General features: G+C 64.7%; 14 protein-coding genes and 3 tRNA genes. 12 read left to right on the top strand and 5 right to left on the bottom strand.

What is annotated here, in order from left to right:
• The first annotated feature begins 53 nt into the window (after window positions 1-53).
• From I5E68_RS09115 to I5E68_RS09085, 7 genes are all read left to right on the top strand, one after another.
• Entirely contained in the window at window positions 54-953 is a 900-nt protein-coding gene (locus tag I5E68_RS09115) for a rod shape-determining protein MreC (RefSeq protein ID WP_197163100.1), read from the top strand.
• A complete protein-coding gene (mreD, locus tag I5E68_RS09110) occupies window positions 953-1504 on the top strand; it encodes a rod shape-determining protein MreD (protein ID WP_197163099.1) in 552 nt (183 codons plus the stop codon). The genes I5E68_RS09115 and mreD overlap by 1 nt, the downstream gene beginning before the upstream one ends.
• Window positions 1501-3621 (top strand): penicillin-binding protein 2, encoded by a 2121-nt coding sequence (gene mrdA, locus I5E68_RS09105; protein WP_197163097.1) that lies wholly within the window; start codon window positions 1501-1503, stop codon window positions 3619-3621. Before mreD ends, mrdA begins: the two co-directional genes overlap by 4 nt.
• Window positions 3618-4742: a rod shape-determining protein RodA gene (gene rodA, locus I5E68_RS09100; protein WP_197163095.1), complete on the top strand. Its 1125-nt coding sequence runs from the start codon at window positions 3618-3620 to the stop codon at window positions 4740-4742. The genes mrdA and rodA overlap by 4 nt, the downstream gene beginning before the upstream one ends.
• Before the next feature lie 112 nt (window positions 4743-4854).
• Window positions 4855-4930: transfer RNA gene (locus I5E68_RS09095), tRNA-Lys, on the top strand.
• Window positions 4931-4970: 40 nt separating this feature from the next.
• A tRNA-Lys gene (locus tag I5E68_RS09090) sits at window positions 4971-5046 on the top strand.
• 40 nt (window positions 5047-5086) lie between these two features.
• A tRNA-Lys gene (locus I5E68_RS09085) sits at window positions 5087-5162 on the top strand.
• Between the two features lie 65 nt (window positions 5163-5227).
• On the opposite strand, the gene I5E68_RS09080 is transcribed toward I5E68_RS09085, so the two are convergent.
• The 4 genes from I5E68_RS09080 to I5E68_RS09065 form a co-directional block, all read right to left on the bottom strand.
• Window positions 5228-5569: a PilZ domain-containing protein gene (locus I5E68_RS09080; RefSeq protein WP_197163093.1), complete on the bottom strand. Its 342-nt coding sequence runs from the start codon at window positions 5567-5569 to the stop codon at window positions 5228-5230.
• A 151-nt stretch (window positions 5570-5720) separates the two neighbouring features.
• Window positions 5721-5921, bottom strand: coding sequence for a hypothetical protein (locus I5E68_RS09075; RefSeq protein ID WP_197163090.1), 201 nt, complete (start codon window positions 5919-5921; stop codon window positions 5721-5723).
• Complete coding sequence (locus tag I5E68_RS09070) at window positions 5921-10207, bottom strand: translocation/assembly module TamB domain-containing protein (RefSeq protein ID WP_197163088.1); 4287 nt, start codon at window positions 10205-10207, stop codon at window positions 5921-5923. Before I5E68_RS09070 ends, I5E68_RS09075 begins: the two co-directional genes overlap by 1 nt.
• Entirely contained in the window at window positions 10207-12558 is a 2352-nt protein-coding gene (locus I5E68_RS09065) for an autotransporter assembly complex protein TamA (RefSeq protein WP_228726905.1), read from the bottom strand. Before I5E68_RS09065 ends, I5E68_RS09070 begins: the two co-directional genes overlap by 1 nt.
• 120 nt (window positions 12559-12678) lie before the next feature.
• Here I5E68_RS09065 and I5E68_RS09060 point away from each other — a divergent pair, with 120 nt between their 5' ends.
• The 5 genes from I5E68_RS09060 to I5E68_RS09045 all read left to right on the top strand — a co-directional run bounded on the left by I5E68_RS09060 (window position 12679) and on the right by I5E68_RS09045 (window position 16992).
• Window positions 12679-13719 (top strand): YihY/virulence factor BrkB family protein, encoded by a 1041-nt coding sequence (locus tag I5E68_RS09060; RefSeq protein ID WP_197163086.1) that lies wholly within the window; start codon window positions 12679-12681, stop codon window positions 13717-13719.
• A 212-nt stretch (window positions 13720-13931) separates the two neighbouring features.
• Window positions 13932-15233 carry a 3,4-dihydroxy-2-butanone-4-phosphate synthase gene (gene ribB, locus I5E68_RS09055; RefSeq protein WP_197163084.1) on the top strand — a complete coding sequence of 434 codons (1302 nt, stop codon included), beginning with the start codon at window positions 13932-13934 and terminating at the stop codon, window positions 15231-15233.
• A 13-nt stretch (window positions 15234-15246) separates the two neighbouring features.
• Window positions 15247-15666, top strand: a complete 420-nt coding sequence (gene ribH / locus I5E68_RS09050; RefSeq protein WP_197163081.1) for a 6,7-dimethyl-8-ribityllumazine synthase — start codon at window positions 15247-15249, stop codon at window positions 15664-15666.
• A gap of 398 nt (window positions 15667-16064) precedes the next feature.
• Window positions 16065-16196 carry a hypothetical protein gene (locus tag I5E68_RS20270; protein ID WP_267449823.1) on the top strand — a complete coding sequence of 44 codons (132 nt, stop codon included), beginning with the start codon at window positions 16065-16067 and terminating at the stop codon, window positions 16194-16196.
• Window positions 16197-16416: 220 nt separating this feature from the next.
• Window positions 16417-16992: a winged helix DNA-binding protein gene (locus I5E68_RS09045; RefSeq protein WP_197163079.1), complete on the top strand. Its 576-nt coding sequence runs from the start codon at window positions 16417-16419 to the stop codon at window positions 16990-16992.
• Between the two features lie 152 nt (window positions 16993-17144).
• Here I5E68_RS09045 and eno read toward each other — a convergent pair whose 3' ends face one another.
• Window positions 17145-18431: a phosphopyruvate hydratase gene (gene eno, locus I5E68_RS09040; RefSeq protein ID WP_197163077.1), complete on the bottom strand. Its 1287-nt coding sequence runs from the start codon at window positions 18429-18431 to the stop codon at window positions 17145-17147.
• Window positions 18432-18506: the final 75 nt, after the last annotated feature.

Below are 18506 nucleotides of genomic sequence, written 5' to 3'. Positions count from 1 at the left end.
GGCGGCTCACTCCGACAGGTTCGGATGCCGCCCAGGAATGGAGTGCATGGCGCATGGCGCCGCCCACAAACAGGCGCTCCGGCTTTTCCCGCAGGGCGCAATATTCGAACTTCCTGAGCTTCACCGCCGGCGTCGTCGGCGTGGTGGCCGGGCTCGTGCTCATCGTCATTTCGCTGGTCAGTCCCAAGGCCTTCTCTGGCCTGCGCAACCTGGCCAGCGATGCAACCGAGCCCGCTGCGCAGGTCAGCGCGGAGAGCAGGAGTTTCGGACGCGATACGCTCGGGACAATCGAGGGTTTCTTCAAATTCGGCAGCCAGCACGCGCAACTCGAGCGCGAACTGGCCGAGGCCAAGTCGCGTCTTGTCGAGGCACGCGCGACGGAGGCCGAGAACAAGCGGCTCAAGAAGATGCTCGGCATCGTGCGCAAGTCGGACGACGTCGTCGCGGTTACCCCGCTCGTCGGCTCGACCCCCACCAGCACGCGGCGCTTCGCCACCATTGGTGCAGGGCGCGACCGCGGCCTCGAGAAGGGCATGCCGGTGCGCTCGCCGCTCGGCCTGGTTGGGCGCGTCCTCGAAGTCGGACGTTCAAGCTCGCGCGTCCTGCTGATCACCGATACCGAGAGCCTCGTGCCCGTGCGCCGCGCGAAAGACGGCGTTGCCGGCTTCGCGCAGGGCGTGGGCGACGGGACCTTGCGCATCCGCCTCGTGAACCTTGGCATCAACCCGCTGCGCAAGGGCGACGTCATCGTGAGTTCGGGTTCGGGCGGTCTCTATCGTCCCGGCACGCCCATGGCGGTGCTGACGAAGATCGTGCGCGACGGCGCAATCGGTCGCGTGCTGAGCAACCCGGCCGATACCGACTACGTGCTGGTCGAAAGGGCCTGGGCACCGCCCGAGAAGCCCCTCCCCGACCAGTCCGCCTCGGATGAGGCCGCGGAAGCGGGCGCCTGATGCCCCGCAGTCTCTCCGGCGACCTCGACGCACCGCGCCAGCGCATCAACCGCGTACCCTCGCCGCTGATCGCGCGTGGGCTGCCGTGGCTTTCGATTGCGCTCGCCTCGATCGTGCCGGGCTGGCTGATGATCGCCTCGGCCCCGATCCTGCCGCCCTTCGGCTTCCTCGCCTACCTTGCCTGGCGCCAGATGCGTCCCGGTCTGATCCCGATCTGGGCGGGCATGCCGCTCGGCCTCGTCGACGATCTGTACTCGGGCCAGCCTTTCGGTTCGGCGATCTTCCTGTGGTCGCTCGCCGCGATTGCGATCGATCTCGTCGAGGAACGTCTCCCCTGGCGCAATTTCGCGACCGAGTGGCTGCTGGCGATGGGGCTCGTGATCGCCTATATTCTGGGTTCATGCCTGCTTGCCAATCTTGCAGGTGCCTTTGCCCCCTTGCATGTGATCGTACCCCAGCTCGTGCTCTCCATCTTCGCCTTCCCCCTCGTAGGCCGTCTCGTTGCCATGCTCGACCGCCTGCGCCTGACCCCCTTCAAGGCCCTGCGATGAAGTTCCGCTTTCGGCGCGCGCGTCCCCAGCGCCACATGTCGGCCGGAATACTGCGCAACAGTTTCGACCGAAGGTCCGTCGTGCTCGGCTCGGTCCAGGGTGGCATCGGCTGCCTGCTCGCAGGACGCATGGCCTATCTCGCGATCTTCGAGAACGAGAAGTACAAGCTCGAAGCCGAGAGCAACCGCGTCAACCTGTCGCTGATCCCGCCGCGTCGCGGCTGGATTCTCGACCGCACCGGCATTCCGATCGCATCCAACCGCGCCGACTTCCGCGTCGACATCATTCCCGACCGGATGCAGGACAAGGACGCGACCGTGCGCACTCTCGGCGCATTGCTCGACTTCACTCCCATCGCGCTGCAGGATCTGCAGGACAAGCTCGAGAACGCACGTGGCTTTGCCCCGGTCGAAGTTGCCAGCGGCCTCGACCTCGACCGCTTTTCCGCGGTCAGCGTGCGCCTGCCCGAACTGCCCGGCGTCGTCACCCAGCGCGGCTATTCGCGCTTCTATCCCGACGGAGTGAGCGTGGGCCACCTCATCGGCTACGTCGGCGCGGCGTCGGCAGAAGAGTACGAGAAGGACCGCGACCCGCTGCTCCTCACCCCCGGCTACAAGGTCGGCAAGGACGGCTTCGAGAAGATTTTCGAGCAGGAACTGCGCGGAACACCCGGTGCCCGGCGTGTCGAGGTCACCGCCTCGGGCCGGATCGTGCGCGATCTCGAGACACGCGAGGACATTCCGGGCGAGACGGTCAAGCTCACCATCGACGCCGGATTGCAGGCCTATGCCGCAAGGCGCATCGGCACCGAGTCTGGGTCGGTCGTCGCGATCGACTGTCATAACGGCGACGTGCTCGCCATGGCCTCGATGCCCAGCTTCGATCCCAACAGCTTCTCCGACGGCATCGGCCGCCTCGAATGGAAGATGCTGTCGGACGACGACCACATCCCCTTGCGCAACAAGGTCCTGCGCGGACTCTACCCGCCCGGATCGACGGTCAAGCCACTTGTCAGCCTCGCGTTTCGCGAAGCCGGGCTCGATCCCGAGGAAAGCGTCTTTTGCGGTGGCGGCCTGCGTGTCGGCAACCGCGTGTTTCACTGCTGGAACCGGCGCGGTCATGGTCAGGTCAACATGGCCAAGGGCATCTACCAGAGCTGCGACGTGTACTTCTACGCGATGGTCCAGCGCATGGGCATGGACGTCATCTCGGCCATGGCGCGCAAGCTCGGCCTCGGACAGGAATTCGACCTGCCCGTCGTCGGCCAGTCCTACGGCACCGTCCCGGACCCGGCGTGGAAGCTCAAGAAGTATGGCCGCGAATGGCAGACCTTCGATTCGGTCAACGCCACCATCGGACAGGGCTACTTCCTCGTGAACCCGCTGCAGCAGGCAGTCATGGCCTCGCGCATCGCCAGCGGGCGCAATCTCATGCCCCGCCTGCTTCATACGGGCAAACCGCAGAACGCCGAGTGGCTGGGCATTCCGCAGGACCACCTCGACTACGTTCACAAGGCCATGTCCGACGTGGTCAACGGCCCGGGCACCGCGCACCGCGCGGCGCTGCCGATGAAGGACATCCTGCTCGCGGGCAAGACGGGTACCGCACAGGTCGTCAGCCTGAGCGTGTCGAACGGCAAGACCGGCCCCTTCAAGTACCGCGACCACGGGCACTTCATCTGCTTCGCACCGTTCGACAAGCCACGCTATGCCGTTGCGGTCGCGATCGAACATGGCGGCGGCTCGGGCGCGGCCTACCCGATCGCGCGCGACGTCATGACCTACCTGTTCGACAAGCAGAAGGCGATGGAAGTACTCGAGGAATACGAGACCCAATGGGGCGGGACGGCGCAGGAACGCGCGCAGGCGCGCTATGCCTCCTACGTCACTCAGTACGGCGTCAGCGCTCCCAAGGTCTCGGGTGAAGCGGAGGCCCGCGCGGTGCGCGAGGCGCAGAATACCCAGGGCCAGAGCCAGCAGCTGCAGAACGAGGCACAGGCCCCGCGCCCCGAACCCATCGCGACACCATCGGCGAGTGCCACGCCCGCAGCGCAGCCATCCTCCGGTTCCGCGAACAGCGGTACGAGCGGCAGTGATACCGGAGGCACCGGGCAGTGAACCGCACGATCGTCCCAGACTTCATCGCTCGCCAACCTTGGTCGATGCTTATCCCGCTTTTCGGCCTCGTGATGCTCGGCGGCGCGGTACTCTATTCCGCTGCTGGCGGCAGTCTGCATCCCTATGCGCTGAGCCACGTCGTCCGCTTCGGCCTTTTTCTCGTCATGGCCTTCGTGATCTCGCGCTTCAGCCGGAACTTCTTCCGGCTCATGGCCTATCCGACCTACGGGGCGACGCTGTTGCTGCTCGTCCTCGTCGAACTGGTCGGCGCAGTCGGCGTGGGCGTGGGCAGTGGCAGTCAGCGCTGGCTCGACCTCGGTTTCATCACGCTACAGCCATCCGAGCTCATGAAACCGGCCATAGTGCTGGTCCTCGCGCGCTTCTACGAGACTTTGCCTGCACCCATGACGCGCAGCTGGCGGGGTCTAGTTCCCGCTAGCATGCTGATCGGCGCGCCTGCCATGCTGGTGCTGATCCAGCCGGACCTCGGAACAGCGCTCGCCATCTGCTTTGGCGGCGTGGTGCTCATGTTCCTTGCAGGCCTGCCGATCAGCTGGTTCGTGGGCGCGAGCGTACCCGCGCTCGCCGCGATCCCGGCCGCATACTTCTTCGTGCTCCACGACTACCAGCGCAAGCGCATCCTGACCCTGCTGGACCCCGAGGCCGACCCGCAGGGCAGCGGCTACCACATCATCCAGTCGAAGATCGCGATCGGCTCGGGCGGTATCTTCGGCAAGGGCTTCGGCAATGGTTCGCAAAGCCATCTGCAGTACCTGCCCGAGGCGCACACCGACTTCGTCTTTGCCACCATGGCCGAGGAATGGGGCATGATCGGCGGCTACTTCGTCCTGCTCGTATTCGCCATCGTTCTGGGCTGGGGCATGCGCGTGGCGACGAAGGCCCCCGACCGCTTCTCGAGCCTGCTGGCCGCAGGCATGACGACCACGATCTTCTTCTACGTGGCGATCAACCTGATGATGGTCATGGGCCTCGCGCCCGTTGTCGGCATCCCATTGCCCTTCATGAGCCATGGCGGAACCTCGATGCTGACCAACATGATCTGCATCGGCATGCTGCTCGCGGTGAACCGCTGGAACCGCCGTCCGGCAAGCTACAAGTGATTTTTTCGAAGTTCCCCCTTTCCATCCGAAATTGACACGTTATAGGAGCCTCTCCGCCGCCGAATCGGCCGGGCCACATGGCTCTCGACAAGGCGGTTGGGAAGGCAAAAGTGGACGCATAGCTCAGTTGGTAGAGCAGCTGACTCTTAATCAGCGGGTCCTTGGTTCGAGCCCAAGTGCGTCCACCAGCCTTCCTTACCAGGCATCCTTTAGGGTGCACCCCAGTGGGGACGCATAGCTCAGTTGGTAGAGCAGCTGACTCTTAATCAGCGGGTCCTTGGTTCGAGCCCAAGTGCGTCCACCACCTTCTTACCAACCATCCTTCAGGGATGGCCCTCTCGTGGGGACGCATAGCTCAGTTGGTAGAGCAGCTGACTCTTAATCAGCGGGTCCTTGGTTCGAGCCCAAGTGCGTCCACCACCCCTTTTTCCGACATCACGATACCAACGCGCTGGCGCTCCACGGCGTTTCCCGCGCGCTGCTCGTCAGGCGATTGCGCGCTGTTGCCAGGCGGCCAGAAGCGGAATGCCGTAGACCTGCGCAAGCTCGTCGATGACACGGTTGCTCAGTGCTGCGCGGAACTCGATACCGACGCGCTGTGCACGCACCCAGCGCACCGTCGCCGCGACCGGCTTGAGATGGGCAAAGCGCAGCGAGAGCTCGTCTCCCGGACAGAGCGCCTCGGTACTGCCCACTATGCAGCATCCGCCCGCGCTGAGGTCGCCCAGTTCGACATCGAACACCTTCCAGGCGCTCTTGCGGCAGCGCGCATGTAGCAGCACCTCGCGGCGGCGTGCCAGACGGTCGCATTCCTCGCTATAATTCATCGCTGTATGATCCCGCCTCGAACTGCACCGAACCCGAAGGACTCGGGCGTTCGTATCGTACCCGAAGTCTAACCCTGCCGACCCTATAGGCGAAGGGTAAACCCGGATTTAACCGAGGGGATCTTTACCTGTGTGACATGACGGCAACCGGTCAGTCCGATGCCGTCGTATCATCCTCCTGCGCCCCGCCTTCCGGCACGCCGGTCGACGCCACCCGCGCGTCGATGTCACGGGCCATTGCAGTCATGCGTGCCTGCGCGTCGGAATAGCGTTCATCGAAGTCCTTCTCGCGCTGGCAACCCGCCAGCACGAGAAGCGACAGGACCAGTGCCACAGACACCATCGGGCGCATCAGTAATCCTTCCGGATGCGCACGTTGACCGAGTTGACGCCCGAACCACCGGCCTGGCTGAGGACCGAGAGCCACTTGGTCACGCTGACCTCGAGCTGGGTCGCGGTGAAGCCGCGCGCGTCGGTGATCAGCTCGACGTAGATATCGTCGGTCAGGTACTGGCCCGCCGCCAGCGCCGTGCCGCGCCCGGTGCTCTCGTCCTCGCCAAGAATGCGCAGGCGATCAACGCCTGTCGCCGAGCGGAGGCTACCAAGCGGGTTGAGACCGCCACCGCCGCCACGCAGCGAGTTGAGCGATGATGCCAGCTGCACTGCCTGGATTGCGGACAGGTTGGCGACCGAACTGCCGAACAGGATGCGCGAGACGATCTCGTCCTCGGGCAGGCCCGGCGTCGAGCTGAACGCGATCTGCGGATCGTAGGCGCGGCCGGTAACACCGATGCTGACCTCCACATCCTCGATCGTGTCGGTCGCGGTGATCGCAACCGTCGGATCGATCGTGCGCCCGCCGGTAAACGAAATCAGGCCGTCGCTCAGATCGAAGGAACGACCAGCAAAGCCCAGCGTACCGCGCACCAGCTCGACTTCGCCCGCCATCGTCGGTGCGGCGCTGGTGCCGCCGATGGTGAAGTCCGCGCTCCACTCGGATTCGAGGCCCATACCCGAGACATAGAGCTTTTCGGGCGCAATCAGATGCAGGTCGAGACGGATGTCCGAGAACGCGCCCGCAACCGCTTCGGCCTCCTCGTCGCCCGTCACGCGCCGCGCGATGCGGCGGGGTTTGAAGCGTACGCCGGTGAGCTTGGGCACTTCCGAGGCGCCCTGGTAGACGATCTGGTAGCGGGTTTCAGGCAGGCGGATCTCGCCAGAGAGCAGCGGCGTCTCGTTGGCCTTCTTGGTGAAGTTGAGATCGCCGGTCGCCGTGGCCGAGATGGCGTTGCTCTTGGCCAGCTGGGCTTTGCGCAGCTTGACCGAGACATCCATCGGGTAACCCTGATCGGCCGCGAGGCTGACGCGGCCCTTGGCACTGACGGTACCGTCTCCGGCCTTCGCCTCGAGCGAGGTCAGCTCGAGCCCGTTGCCATCGAAGCGCCCATCGAGCGTCATGTCGCTCAGGCGCGTGCCGTAAGCCTGATTCTGGTAGACCAACCCTCGGCCCTTGACGACGCCCTTGAGGCAGGGCTCGGCCACCTTGCAGGAGAAGTCGGCGGCAAGGCCGAGCGCACCCTCGAGCGTCTGCCCGGGCTGCCCCGCAAAGGAGAACAGCGTGGCGGCAGGGCCGTTGTAGCGGATACCGCCGCCCAGCGGCGCATCCATGAGACGCGTCATCCATGGCCCCTCACCCGGCGGCAGCGGACGCAGGCTCGCGAACATGCGCCCGATCACCGAACCACGGCTGCGCATGACCGCCCTTGCCTCGCCGCCATCGGCGAGCAGCTTGCCGACGAAGTTGACATCGACCGGATGGCTCACCGTGCTCGCACTTGTGCGGGTGAAGTTGGAAATCGTCATGCGCGCATCGGCACGCGGGAAAGCGGTTGGACTCGATTGTGCAAAATCGATGCTGCCGCTTGCCGAACCGCCAAGGCCCATGCCGGGGACGAAAGCATTGATGACCGCGATATCCAGCCCTTCGAGGCGGCTTTGCAGCTTCATGCCATCGCCGTATGTGCCTGCGATCTTCGCCTTGCCGCCAGCCAGGCTGACTGTCGTGGGCAGCAGCTCGTAGCTGCCGTCCTTGCCGATCTCGATGCGCGCCGGGCTGAGCGTCTTGACGGTCTGCCCGCGCACGCGGCCGCGCAGTGCTACACGCCACAGTTCCGGTTGCATCTCGGCGTTGATGCCGAGGCGGAACGGTACACCGCTCACGCCCTCGACGAGAGCCTTGGCCTTGCCCTTGCCGTCGCGGTAGTCGATCAGCACGCGCCCTGCGGCAAGGTCCATCGCACCAAGACGGGTTTCAGAGAGCTGCGCATCGGCAACGAGCAGCGGCTGATCGTAGAGCACGGCCCGCCCGTCGATGATGGCCGAGCCGATCGCGAGCTGCGCCGGACCATCGAACACGCTGTCCTTGGCGCGCAGGTTGAACTTGGCGGCCTGATACTGGTCCTGCGCGGAGAGATCGACCACTCCGCCAACACCATTGCCCTGCGCGGTCAGGCGCCCGGCGAAGGGCCCCTGTCGTGTCTGCACGAGGCGACCTGCGAATTCCACGCCGGAAAGGTCCGCGCTGTTGATCTGCACCGTCATGAGATCGGCCATGCCAAGCGTGACGTCGGCCTTGAGCGGGCCGTAGTCGGTCCCGGCGGTCATGTTGAGGCGATAGCCGCCCTTCGCTCCGACCACGCGAGCATCGACGTCGGCGAGCCCGATGCCGAGGCCTGGATGCTCGGCGGTCAGGCGTGCGTCGGGGTTGGTCATGGTGCCGGTCACGCGCACCGCAAGGGCACCATACTGCTCCGAAGTGCCATCGGCGCGGAAGGCGATACGGCCATCGGGCGACCACAGGCCCGACCCGCCACGCACCTTGAGATAAGGCGCGGTGAGCTGCAGCCCAGAGAAGCGCGCTACTCCGTCGGAGCCGTAATTGACCCGCGAAGAAACCGCGAAATTGCCGCCGAGGTAATTCTCGACGCTCTCGTTCAGCAGGCGGGTCGAGCGCGCGCGCACGGTGCCGGAAAGCGCGTAGCCACTCCCCTGCCCCTCGAGGTTCATGTCGGTCGCGATGTTGAAAATGCCGACGCTGGCGAGCTTGTAGTTGTCGATTCGTCCGTCGATTGCCCCGGTATAAAACCCCTTGGACATGTCGGCAGCGAGAAGCAGCCCTGCATCGATGCGATCCGAGCGCAGACGCATGTTGTCGGAAAGGACGCGGGTGCCTTCGATTGCGACATCACCATCGAGGCGCACTTGTTCGAGCTTGCCGCCAGCCACGGTGTCGAGCCCCGTGATCCGGCGCACGCGTGCGGCAACCGGAATGGTAATGCGATCGGACCTTACGTTGGCCGCGCCCGAGGCGGTAAAGCCTTCCAGCCCCATATCGTTCATCACGATGCGGCTGGCAGCGAGCGTGTAGTCGACGCTCGGCGTTGTGAAGGCGCCATCGAGGGCGAGGCGTGCGTTGAGGCCGGCGCCGGAGAGGTTTTCCGCCAGTGCGGAGGGCTTGAGCAGATCGAATTCGGCGCGGAAATCGTCGAAGCTGCTCTGGCCAAGATCGATGGTTCCGCTCGGCACGAGACGGAAGGCATCGCTCGACACGAGGCCTGCAAGCGTCATGCGGCGCTGATCGAGCTTGGCAGTCAAATCGAGGTCGGTGACCGGACCGAGCAGTGCTGCCGTGGGTCCCGAGAACATGCTGGCGATACGTGTCGGGCCCTTGACCGCGAAAGTCCCGTCGCGCGCAGCGATATCCAGGTCGACGAGGTCGGTTTCCCCGTAGGTGCCCTTGAGCGCGCCATCCCACGAAGCCCAACTGCCCTTGCCGCCCAGGTCGAGCGAGAGTGGCTGCGTAAGCCCGCCAAGAGCTGCAACGACACCGCCGGTCGGCGCATCGAGCTTGAGGTCGATGTCGAGGCGGTTCTTCTCGGGTACCGCATCGAGCTTGACGACGAAGGCATCGCCGCCTTCCTTGCCCTCGATGGCAATCGTGCCGCCCTCGGCATCGATCGTGGCACGGCCATCGGCAATGTGCGCGCTGCCGTGCGCGGTGACGATCCGGCGCTTGCCCGAGACGGCGGGTTCGAACACGAAGCGGTCGACACGCAGTTCGCCGATGTCGACGTCGAGATCGGGCAGCAAGGGTCCTTCGCTCGGCGGGGTTTCCTTGAACACCGGCGAGCGGCGAAGAACCACGCGCTGCGCGGTCGCGCTGCGTACGTCGACATGGTTTTCGAGATAGGCGAAGGGACGCCAGTCGACCTTGATTTCGGGCGAGAACAGGAATTCACCCTTGGTATCGCGCAGCGAGAGGTCGTGCAGCGTCATCTGGCTGTACAAGGAGCCCTCGATCCGCCCCACGCGGATACGCATCCCGTTCTCGAACTTGAGACCGCCGATCTGCTCGGCGACGAAGCGATGCCCTGGCCCGGTATCGATCCCGAAGATCACCGCCGCAAACAGCACCACGACACCCAGCACGACACCGATCACGGTCTTGAACAGGCGCACGCGAACACGCTCCCAGACGCTGCGCTGTGCGGGCGCACCGTCCTCGATCGTGGCCGTTTCCGCGCTGACGTTCGCTTTATCCACGCTGCCAGCGTCCTCGTTGATACGGTCGCCGCTCATCAGAATGCCTGCCCGATCGAGAGGTAGAGGTTGATGCGCGATTCCCCTGGTCTACGGTTGACGGGTGTCGCTATGTCGAGACGCATCGGACCGAAATTGGTGTAGAATCGACCGCCGATGCCAACGCCGTAACGGATGTCGTTGAACTGCGGCATGGTCTCGCGATAGGCCTGCCCTGCGTCGACAAAGGCGACCACGCCATAATTGCCGAAGCGATAGCGCGCCTCGATCGAGGCCTCGTTGAGGCTGCGCCCGCCGATCGGGTCACCGTCCGGTGCCTGCTCGCCAAGGCCCTGATAGGAAAAGCCGCGGACCGAACCGCCGCCGCCCGCGTAGAGCCTGCGCGAGGGCGCGATGTCGACGAGATCCACGCCCTGGATCGTGCCGAAGCGCAATCGTCCGGCAACAACCAGACTGTCAGTGGCGGGGAAGTAGGCCGAGGCATCGATCCGCGCACGGACGTAAGGATCGAAACCGTTGTTTAGGGTCGCCTCGGGCTGGATCAGCGTGGTCACGCGAAAACCCTTGGTCGGATCGAGCAGGCTGTCCGAAGTATCGATCCCGACCTGTCCATTGACGCCGGCGATGTAGTAGGTGTTACGCTCGCGCTCGCCCGACTGCAGGTTATAGCTGGTCTCCGCCGTGCCGAGCAGTTCGATACCGAAGGCGTATGTATAACGCTTCTGCCAGATCGGCGTGGAGTCGCGGCTGATGCGCGCGGCGAGGCGCCCGGTATAGGCGCTGTAGGCATCGTAGTCGTTGTGGAACGCCTCGGCGGTGATCTCCAGCGTGCGGTCGCGCTTGCCGGCATTGGAGCGCCGGAAGGTGGCTCCGAGCCCCTGCTGCTGGGTGCCGGCGATGGCATGGGCGATCAGTGCGCCCTCTGGCGGCCACATGTTGCGGTGGGTCCAGCTGCCCTGCGCCGTGATGCCTTCACCTGCCGCAAAGCCAAGCGAACCGGCAATGGTCCGCGGCGGTCCGGCATCCTGCTTCACGTCGAGCCGGACGCTCTGGGTCCCGTCGCCAAGGTCCTCGCCCGTCTGCTGCGGCTCGACCGCGACAGTCGAGAACAGGCCGGTGCCGACCATCGCCTTGCGCAGATCGTCGACCTTGCGGCTGTCGTAGAGCTCGCCCTCCTTGAAGCGGGCGAGCACGGCCACGTGTTCGGCATCGAAAGCGGTCTCACCACTGGTCACGATGGGACCGAACCGACCACGTGGCCCGACGTCCACCGGAAGCGTATAGGCCCCCTCGCCGGTATCGCGGTCGAGCAGGATGTCGCGCTGTCCGACCTTGGCGAAGGGATAGCCGTTCTCGGGCAGTGCCAGCGCAACGCGCGCCTCGGCGCCCTGCACGCGCCCGGCGACAATGGGTTCGCCCACCTTGAGCGGCATGTTGTCGGCAATGAGAGTCTCGGGGATCGTCGGGTCCGCCTCGACGGTAATGTCGGAAAAGGTGTAGCGCTGACCCGGCGTCACCTGGATGCGGGCGGTCAGCCCCGGCTCGTCCTCGTCGCGCGAGGGTACCAGCCGACCACGGATATTGGGCGAGTACCACCCCTCCGAAGCGAGGATCGTCTCGATCAATGAGGTGTCTTCGGTAAGCCGCGCGGATACCATTGCCGCGTTTGCGGCCTTGCCATCGCCGTCCTCGAGCGCAGAGAGTTCCTTGAACGTACCTGCGAGCGATGCCTCGGTTTCCTTGTCGGCCTCCTCGATGCCCTCGAGTGCGACCTTGTAGCGAACCTCGGGCGTCTTCTCGCCTTGCGTTTCCTCCTGCGCGAACTCGACCGGGGTGACCTCGAAGCTGTCGAGCGAAGGCAGCGGCGCGGTCAGCTCGGCGTCGCGTACCGGGGCATCCTCGATTTCCTCGCTCACGTCGCCATCGGCGAGCGCCGGGTCATCGAGCGGCACATCGTCGTCGACAGCCGACGCGGTCTGCGGCTGCGGGTTCGCGGCACCGTCCGTGTCGCCGACCTCGGCTTCGCGGGCAAGTCGCGCCTCGAAGGCCTCAATCGATTCGAGCGGCTTGTCGAGTTCCGCATCGTCGTCCGCCTCGAGACCAGGGACGATGCGGTTGAATTCCCGCTCAGTGATGATCGGTTCGACCTCGGGGAGCGGCACATCCTGCGGCGGCGCGGGTAGGTCGAGTGCCCCGATTTCAAGATCGTCGCGATTGCCGGATGCCTGCCGATCCTCGGCGTCGTCCGATTGGGCGCCTGCGGCCTTTACCGCGCCTTCCTGTGCAGCTGCCGGAGTAACGGCCTGAGCCAGAGCGAGAGCGAGAAGACCGACACCGGCCCGGGCGCGGACACGGCGTGCACCGTGGGAACCTGCGCACATATCGTTCATTGCAACCGTCATGCCCTGCCGTCATTCGTCCGTTAGCTGCGGGGTGCCGCGAAACGAAGTGCCCCGGTGTGGGTTATCGTCTTGCCACAGTGAATGTTCCCGCGGAGACTCGTACCTGCCATGAATATCGACGATCTTCCAGACGAAGCTCCGCCCGGCGCAGATGCCAACTGGCCCACCTCGGTCCCCTTCTCTGCCTGGATTCGAGTGCTCAAGCGCGTCTGGGTGATGGCAGGATTTCACGAACTGGGCCTGATCGGTGGCGGGCTGGCCTTCTATTGCTTCCTCGCACTGACCCCGCTCATCGCCGCGACCGTCATGATCTACGGCCTCATCGGTAATGCGGAGACGGTGCGTCACCAGATGCAGAGCATGGTCGAGGTCGTCCCGCCCGAGGTCGCCCGCGTGCTCGAGCAGCAACTCATCCAGATCGTCTCGACGAGCTCGGGCGTCACGGGCCTTGCCCTGTTCATCGCGCTGTTCTTCGCGATCTTCGGCGGGATGCGCGCGGCGCGCGGCATGATCACCGCCTTGAACATCATCAACGAGGAGCACGAGACACGCGGCTTCATCAAGGTCTCGCTCAAGGCAGCTGGCCTGACCGTCGCGGCAATCGGGATCGCACTCACCGGAGTGCTTGCCGGCGGTGTCTTCGCATGGCTGCAAAGTCAGGCGTCCTACTTCCTAGGCGATTCGACAGCATCGCTGTTCAAGTTCATCACTTGGGGCGCGGCCATTATCCTGGGCACCTGCGGCTTCGCGCTGATCATGCGCTACGGCCCCGATCGACGACCGGCCAAGTGGCGCTGGGTCGCACCGGGCGCGATCCTCGCGACGATCCTATGGATGGCCGTTTCTTTCGGCTTCTCGCTCTACGTCGCCTATATCAGCGACTACAACGCGACCTACGGATCGCTCTCGGCCATCGTCGTCTTCCTGATGTGGCTCTACCTCTCGGCCTACGGCATCCTGCTCGGTGCCCTGCTCAATGCAGAGCTGGAACGACAGATATTCCTCGACACCACCAAGGGGCGCGACCGCCCGCCGGGTGAGCGCGGCGCGGTGCTCGCCGACGTCATCGACAACCACGTGCCTTCGTTGCGCGAGCTCGAACAGCACAAGAACCAGCGCGCAGAAACGCGCCGCGCCTATGCCAAGTAGCCGCGTAGCGAGTATCGCGTCCACGGCCCTTTGACTGCCAACACTTCTGGATTGACGGTGACGCAAGCTCGGTCGCGCCTCAGCTCAGGGGCTCGCGGGGCATCCGGTCTGCGGACATCTCCAGCACCGTCAGGCACTGTGCAAAGTTACCCTTGCATTGCAATGTGAGAAGGTTCATGCAGCCGCACATTGCAATGTGAGTACAGGTTGCCATGCACGTGAACGTTATCGAACAGGTCCGAAAGCTCGTCTCCGAGGGAGGCATGAGCAAGGCCGGACTCGCCCGCGCCGCCGGTCTGCACGCCAATACCCTGCGCGACTGCACCGAGGAAGACTGGAACCCCACCGCCGAGACAATGGCCAAGCTCGAACGCGTGCTGTTCGCCAACGACGAGAGCCCGGTTCTGGTATCCATCGAGGAGATCATCGAGGAAGCCCGCAACGGTCGCATGTTCATCCTCGTCGATGACGAGGACCGCGAAAACGAAGGCGACCTCGTCATCCCCGCGCAGATGGCCACTCCCGCCGCGATCAACTTCATGGCCACGCACGGCCGCGGCCTCATCTGCCTCTCGCTCACCTCCAAGCGCGTCGAGGAACTGGGCCTCGACCTGATGAGCCAGAACAACGGCACCCGTCACGAGACCGCCTTCACCACCTCGATCGAAGCGCGCGAAGGCGTAACGACCGGCATCTCTGCAGGAGACCGCGCGCGCACCGTCTCGGTCGCCATCGACGGCACCAAGACCCGCGACGACATCGTCACGCCGGGCCACATCTTCCCGCTGCGTGCCCGTGACGGCGGCGTGCTCGTGCGCACCGGCCACACCGAGGCCGCGGTCGACATCTCGCGCCTCGCCGGCCTCAACCCCTCGGGCGTGATCTGCGAGATCATGAAGGACGATGGCACCATGGCGCGCATGGACGACCTGGTCTCCTTCGCCCGCCTGCATGACCTCAAGATCGGCACGATCCGCGACCTCATCGCCTATCGCCGCAAGCACGACCGCATGGTCGAGAAGAAGAACGAGATTTCGTTCAACAGCCGCTATGGCGGCCAGTGGATTGCGCGCAGCTACTACAACAAGGCGACCGGCGACGAGACCATGGCCCTGATCAAGGGCCGCATCGACCCGGACAAGCCGACGCTCGTGCGCATGCACACGCTCTCGCTTTTCGTCGATGCCTTCGGCGAGGAATCGCAGGATCGCGGCGATCTGCTGCATCGCTCGATGGAATTGATCGCTGAGGAAGGTGCGGGCGTGATCGTCGTCATCAACCGGCCGATGAACACGCTCATGTCGCGTGTCATGGAGCTCAAGCAGCAGTACCGCGACGGGGCCAATCCCGATCTCGAGGAACTGCGCGACTATGGCGTGGGCGCACAGATCCTCGCAGAACTCGGCGTGCACGACATGGTCCTGCTCACCAATACCCACCACTCGCTCGTTGCGCTCGAGGGCTATGGCCTGAACATCGCCGGCGAGCGCCCGATCACGTCGAACCAGGCCTGAGGAGCAATCGACAATGGCACGTTTTCTTATCGTCGAAGCCCGCTTCTACGACCATCTCAACGACATGCTGATCGCCGGCGCCAAGGCCGCACTCGAGGCTGCCGGACATGAGGCCGAGGTCATCACCGTGCCCGGCGCACTGGAAATCCCGGCTGCCATCGCACTTGCCGATGCCAGCGACCAGTACGACGGCTTCGTCGCCATCGGTGTCGTGATCCGTGGCGAGACCTACCACTTCGAGATCGTCGCTGGCGAATCCGCCCGCGGCATTCTCGCCATGACCATGGACGGCCTTGCCATCGGCAACGGCATCCTCACCGTCGAGAACGAGCAACAGGCGCTGGTGCGCGCCGACGCTGCGCAGAAGGACAAGGGCGGCGAGGCAGCCAAGGCTGCAATCGCTCTCTACGACCTCAAGACCCGTTTCGCCTGACGGTCTCAAGTTGCTGCGATGCGCGCCTGCGCATCGTGCCAGGGTTTATCCCCGCCGCCCGGTTCGACCTGCCAGCCCCCTGGCACGTCGGGCCGGGCGGTTCGGTTTGTGGTCTCCTGAAATCAGTCGAAGAGCGCAGCAGGACGCGTCAATTAACATTCGCACGCGCCGCTGTCCCGCAATCGGCCAGCGCCATAATCGCAATCACCTGAGCGTGAAATGCGGTTACAGCGGTGTAATCGGGCGGGATCACGGTCTGAAACGGATGTTTAAAGCCGCGCCCAGGCGCAGCAAATCGAGCACGTACCGTCCCCGCCACAATTGCGCGTCGATGGGTCGCACCACGACTGCCCCCGAACAGTTGGAAGACTATGGACACGGACCTAGGTAAGCGGATCATGGAACTTGAAGCGCAGCTGCGCTGGCTCGACCGCAACGACGAGAACCTCGCCGCCGCGCATCTCGACGCGGCAATCTGCGAGCTTTGTGCGCGCCACCGGTTGACCCGAACTAACTCCGCAACGGACTAACCTGCGCGAGACGCCGCCGCGTCACCGTGTTTATCTCGATTTCGATGGTGGGGATCAAGCGCAGGACAAGGCGTTCGATTGGCCGGGATGCTGTCATTGCAGCGCCCGGCATGAACGAACGCGACCGTTCTGGGCGAACTCTTGCGCCATACCTCGATCTCGGCGGCAGGCATCATGCATCTGGTCATGACTTGCAGAATTACGGCGGTGATTCTGAAACATGGAACACGCGAACCAACTGATGCGCAACAAGGCGAAGGCCGTTCGCCTGATCGGCATCGCCAACGAGCTTCTCGCCATGGCGCGCGAACTCGAAATGGGACAAGCCGTGGGCAGCGATTTCGCTGCGCTCGAGGCGGTGGGGCAGGCAGCCTCGCTCACCAAGCCTAGCAAGACCGTCGCAGGTCAGGACCACCCGATCTGGGTCGAGCTTGCCCGGCAGAGCTACGAAGATCGGCGGCGGCGCACCAAGATATTCCAGTCCGACGATCTCTTCGGCGAACCGGCCTGGGACATACTGCTCGACCTCTTCATCGCCGCCAAGGAACGCCGCCGGGTCTCGGTCACCAGCGCGTGCATCGGTTCGGCCGTTCCCTCGACCACGGCCCTGCGCTGGATAGCGATCCTGGAACGCCAGGGACTGCTGCTGCGCGAAGCCGACCCCGGCGATGCCCGCCGCGTCTACGTCAAGCTGAGCGCACGCGGATACCAGGCCATGCTCGAATATTTCGCCTCCTCGTCCCGGTCCGTCGTTCTTCTGGATGCCCCTTTGTCGGAAGCTGCGAACGGCCGTTAGGCCCTGTACCCCCAGGGTTCCTGCTCCGGCCACCGAGCCCCGGAGCGAGGGTGCGAAAAGGGCGCCGGAACCTGCCCCGAGGTTCCGGCGCCCGTCATTTCCTTGTGGTCACTGGTCGCACCAGACGGCGCGACCGGGACCATTAAGACAGCTTACTTGGAGAGGCGCCCGAAGGCTGCCGCACCGGCGTAGCGTGCCGCCTTGCCCAGCTCTTCCTCAATGCGGATGAGCTGGTTGTACTTGGCGAGCCGGTCCGAACGCGCGAGCGATCCGGTCTTGATCTGACCGCAGTTGGTCGCGACCGCGAGATCGGCAATGGTCGAATCCTCGGTCTCGCCCGAACGGTGCGACATCACCGCGGTGTAGCCCGCGCGGTTGGCGATCGAGACTGCCTCGAGCGTCTCGGTGAGCGAGCCGATCTGGTTGACCTTGACCAGCAGCGAGTTGGCAAGGCCCTGCTCGATGCCCATGGTCAGGCGCTTGGGATTGGTCACGAACAGGTCGTCGCCGACCAGCTGGACCTTGTGCCCGATCTTGTCGGTGAGCGCCTTCCAGCCCTCGAAATCGTCCTCGCCCATGCCGTCCTCGATCGAGATGATCGGATAGGCATCGCACAGATCGGCGAGGTAGTCGGCAAAGGTCACCGGATCGAGCGAGAGGCCCTCACCCGAGATCTCGTACTTGCCGTCGCGGAAGAACTCGGTCGAGGCGCAGTCGAGCGCGAGCATGACGTCGCTGCCCGGCTTGAACCCGGCCTTCTCGATCGAGGCCATGATGAAGTCGAGCGCGTCGCGGGTGCTGGCAAGGTTGGGGGCGAAACCGCCCTCGTCGCCCACTGCGGTCGCGAGACCCTTCTCGCTCAGGCCCTTCTTGAGCGTATGGAAGATTTCCGCGCCCCAGCGCACGGCCTCGGCGATCGAGTCGGCGCCGACCGGCATGACCATGAATTCCTGGAAGTCGATCGGGTTGTCGGCATGCTCGCCGCCGTTGATGATGTTCATCATCGGCACCGGCAGGACATGCGCGGAGACGCCGCCGACATAGCTGTACAGCGGCAGGCCGCGGGCAGCGGCAGCGGCCTTGGAGACCGCAAGGCTGGCGCCCAGGATCGCGTTGGCGCCAAGACGGCTCTTGTTGTCGGTACCGTCGAGCTCGATCATGGTGAGGTCGATCTCGCGCTGTTCCTCGGCATCGAGGCCAACCAGCGCTTCGGCGATGTCGTTGTTGACTGCATCGACGGCCTTGAGCACGCCCTTGCCCAGATAACGCCCCTTGTCGCCATCGCGCAGCTCGACTGCCTCGTGAGCACCCGTGGACGCGCCCGAGGGGACTGCGGCACGACCGAAGCTGCCGTCTTCGAGAAGGACGTCGACTTCGACAGTCGGGTTGCCGCGGCTGTCGAGAATTTCGCGGCCGTGAATGTCGATGATCGCTGTCATATTCGGTTTTCTCCTCCAGTGACGGGTTAGCGGGTAATCGTGCCCAACCGTTGGCGGCGGTCTTAGCAGGGGAAC

Source organism: Novosphingobium aureum (genome assembly GCF_015865035.1).
GTDB classification, from domain to species: domain Bacteria; phylum Pseudomonadota; class Alphaproteobacteria; order Sphingomonadales; family Sphingomonadaceae; genus Novosphingobium; species Novosphingobium aureum.
The sequence above is the reverse complement of the archived record's forward strand: the minus strand, read 5'-3'. Positions and strand labels throughout refer to the sequence as shown.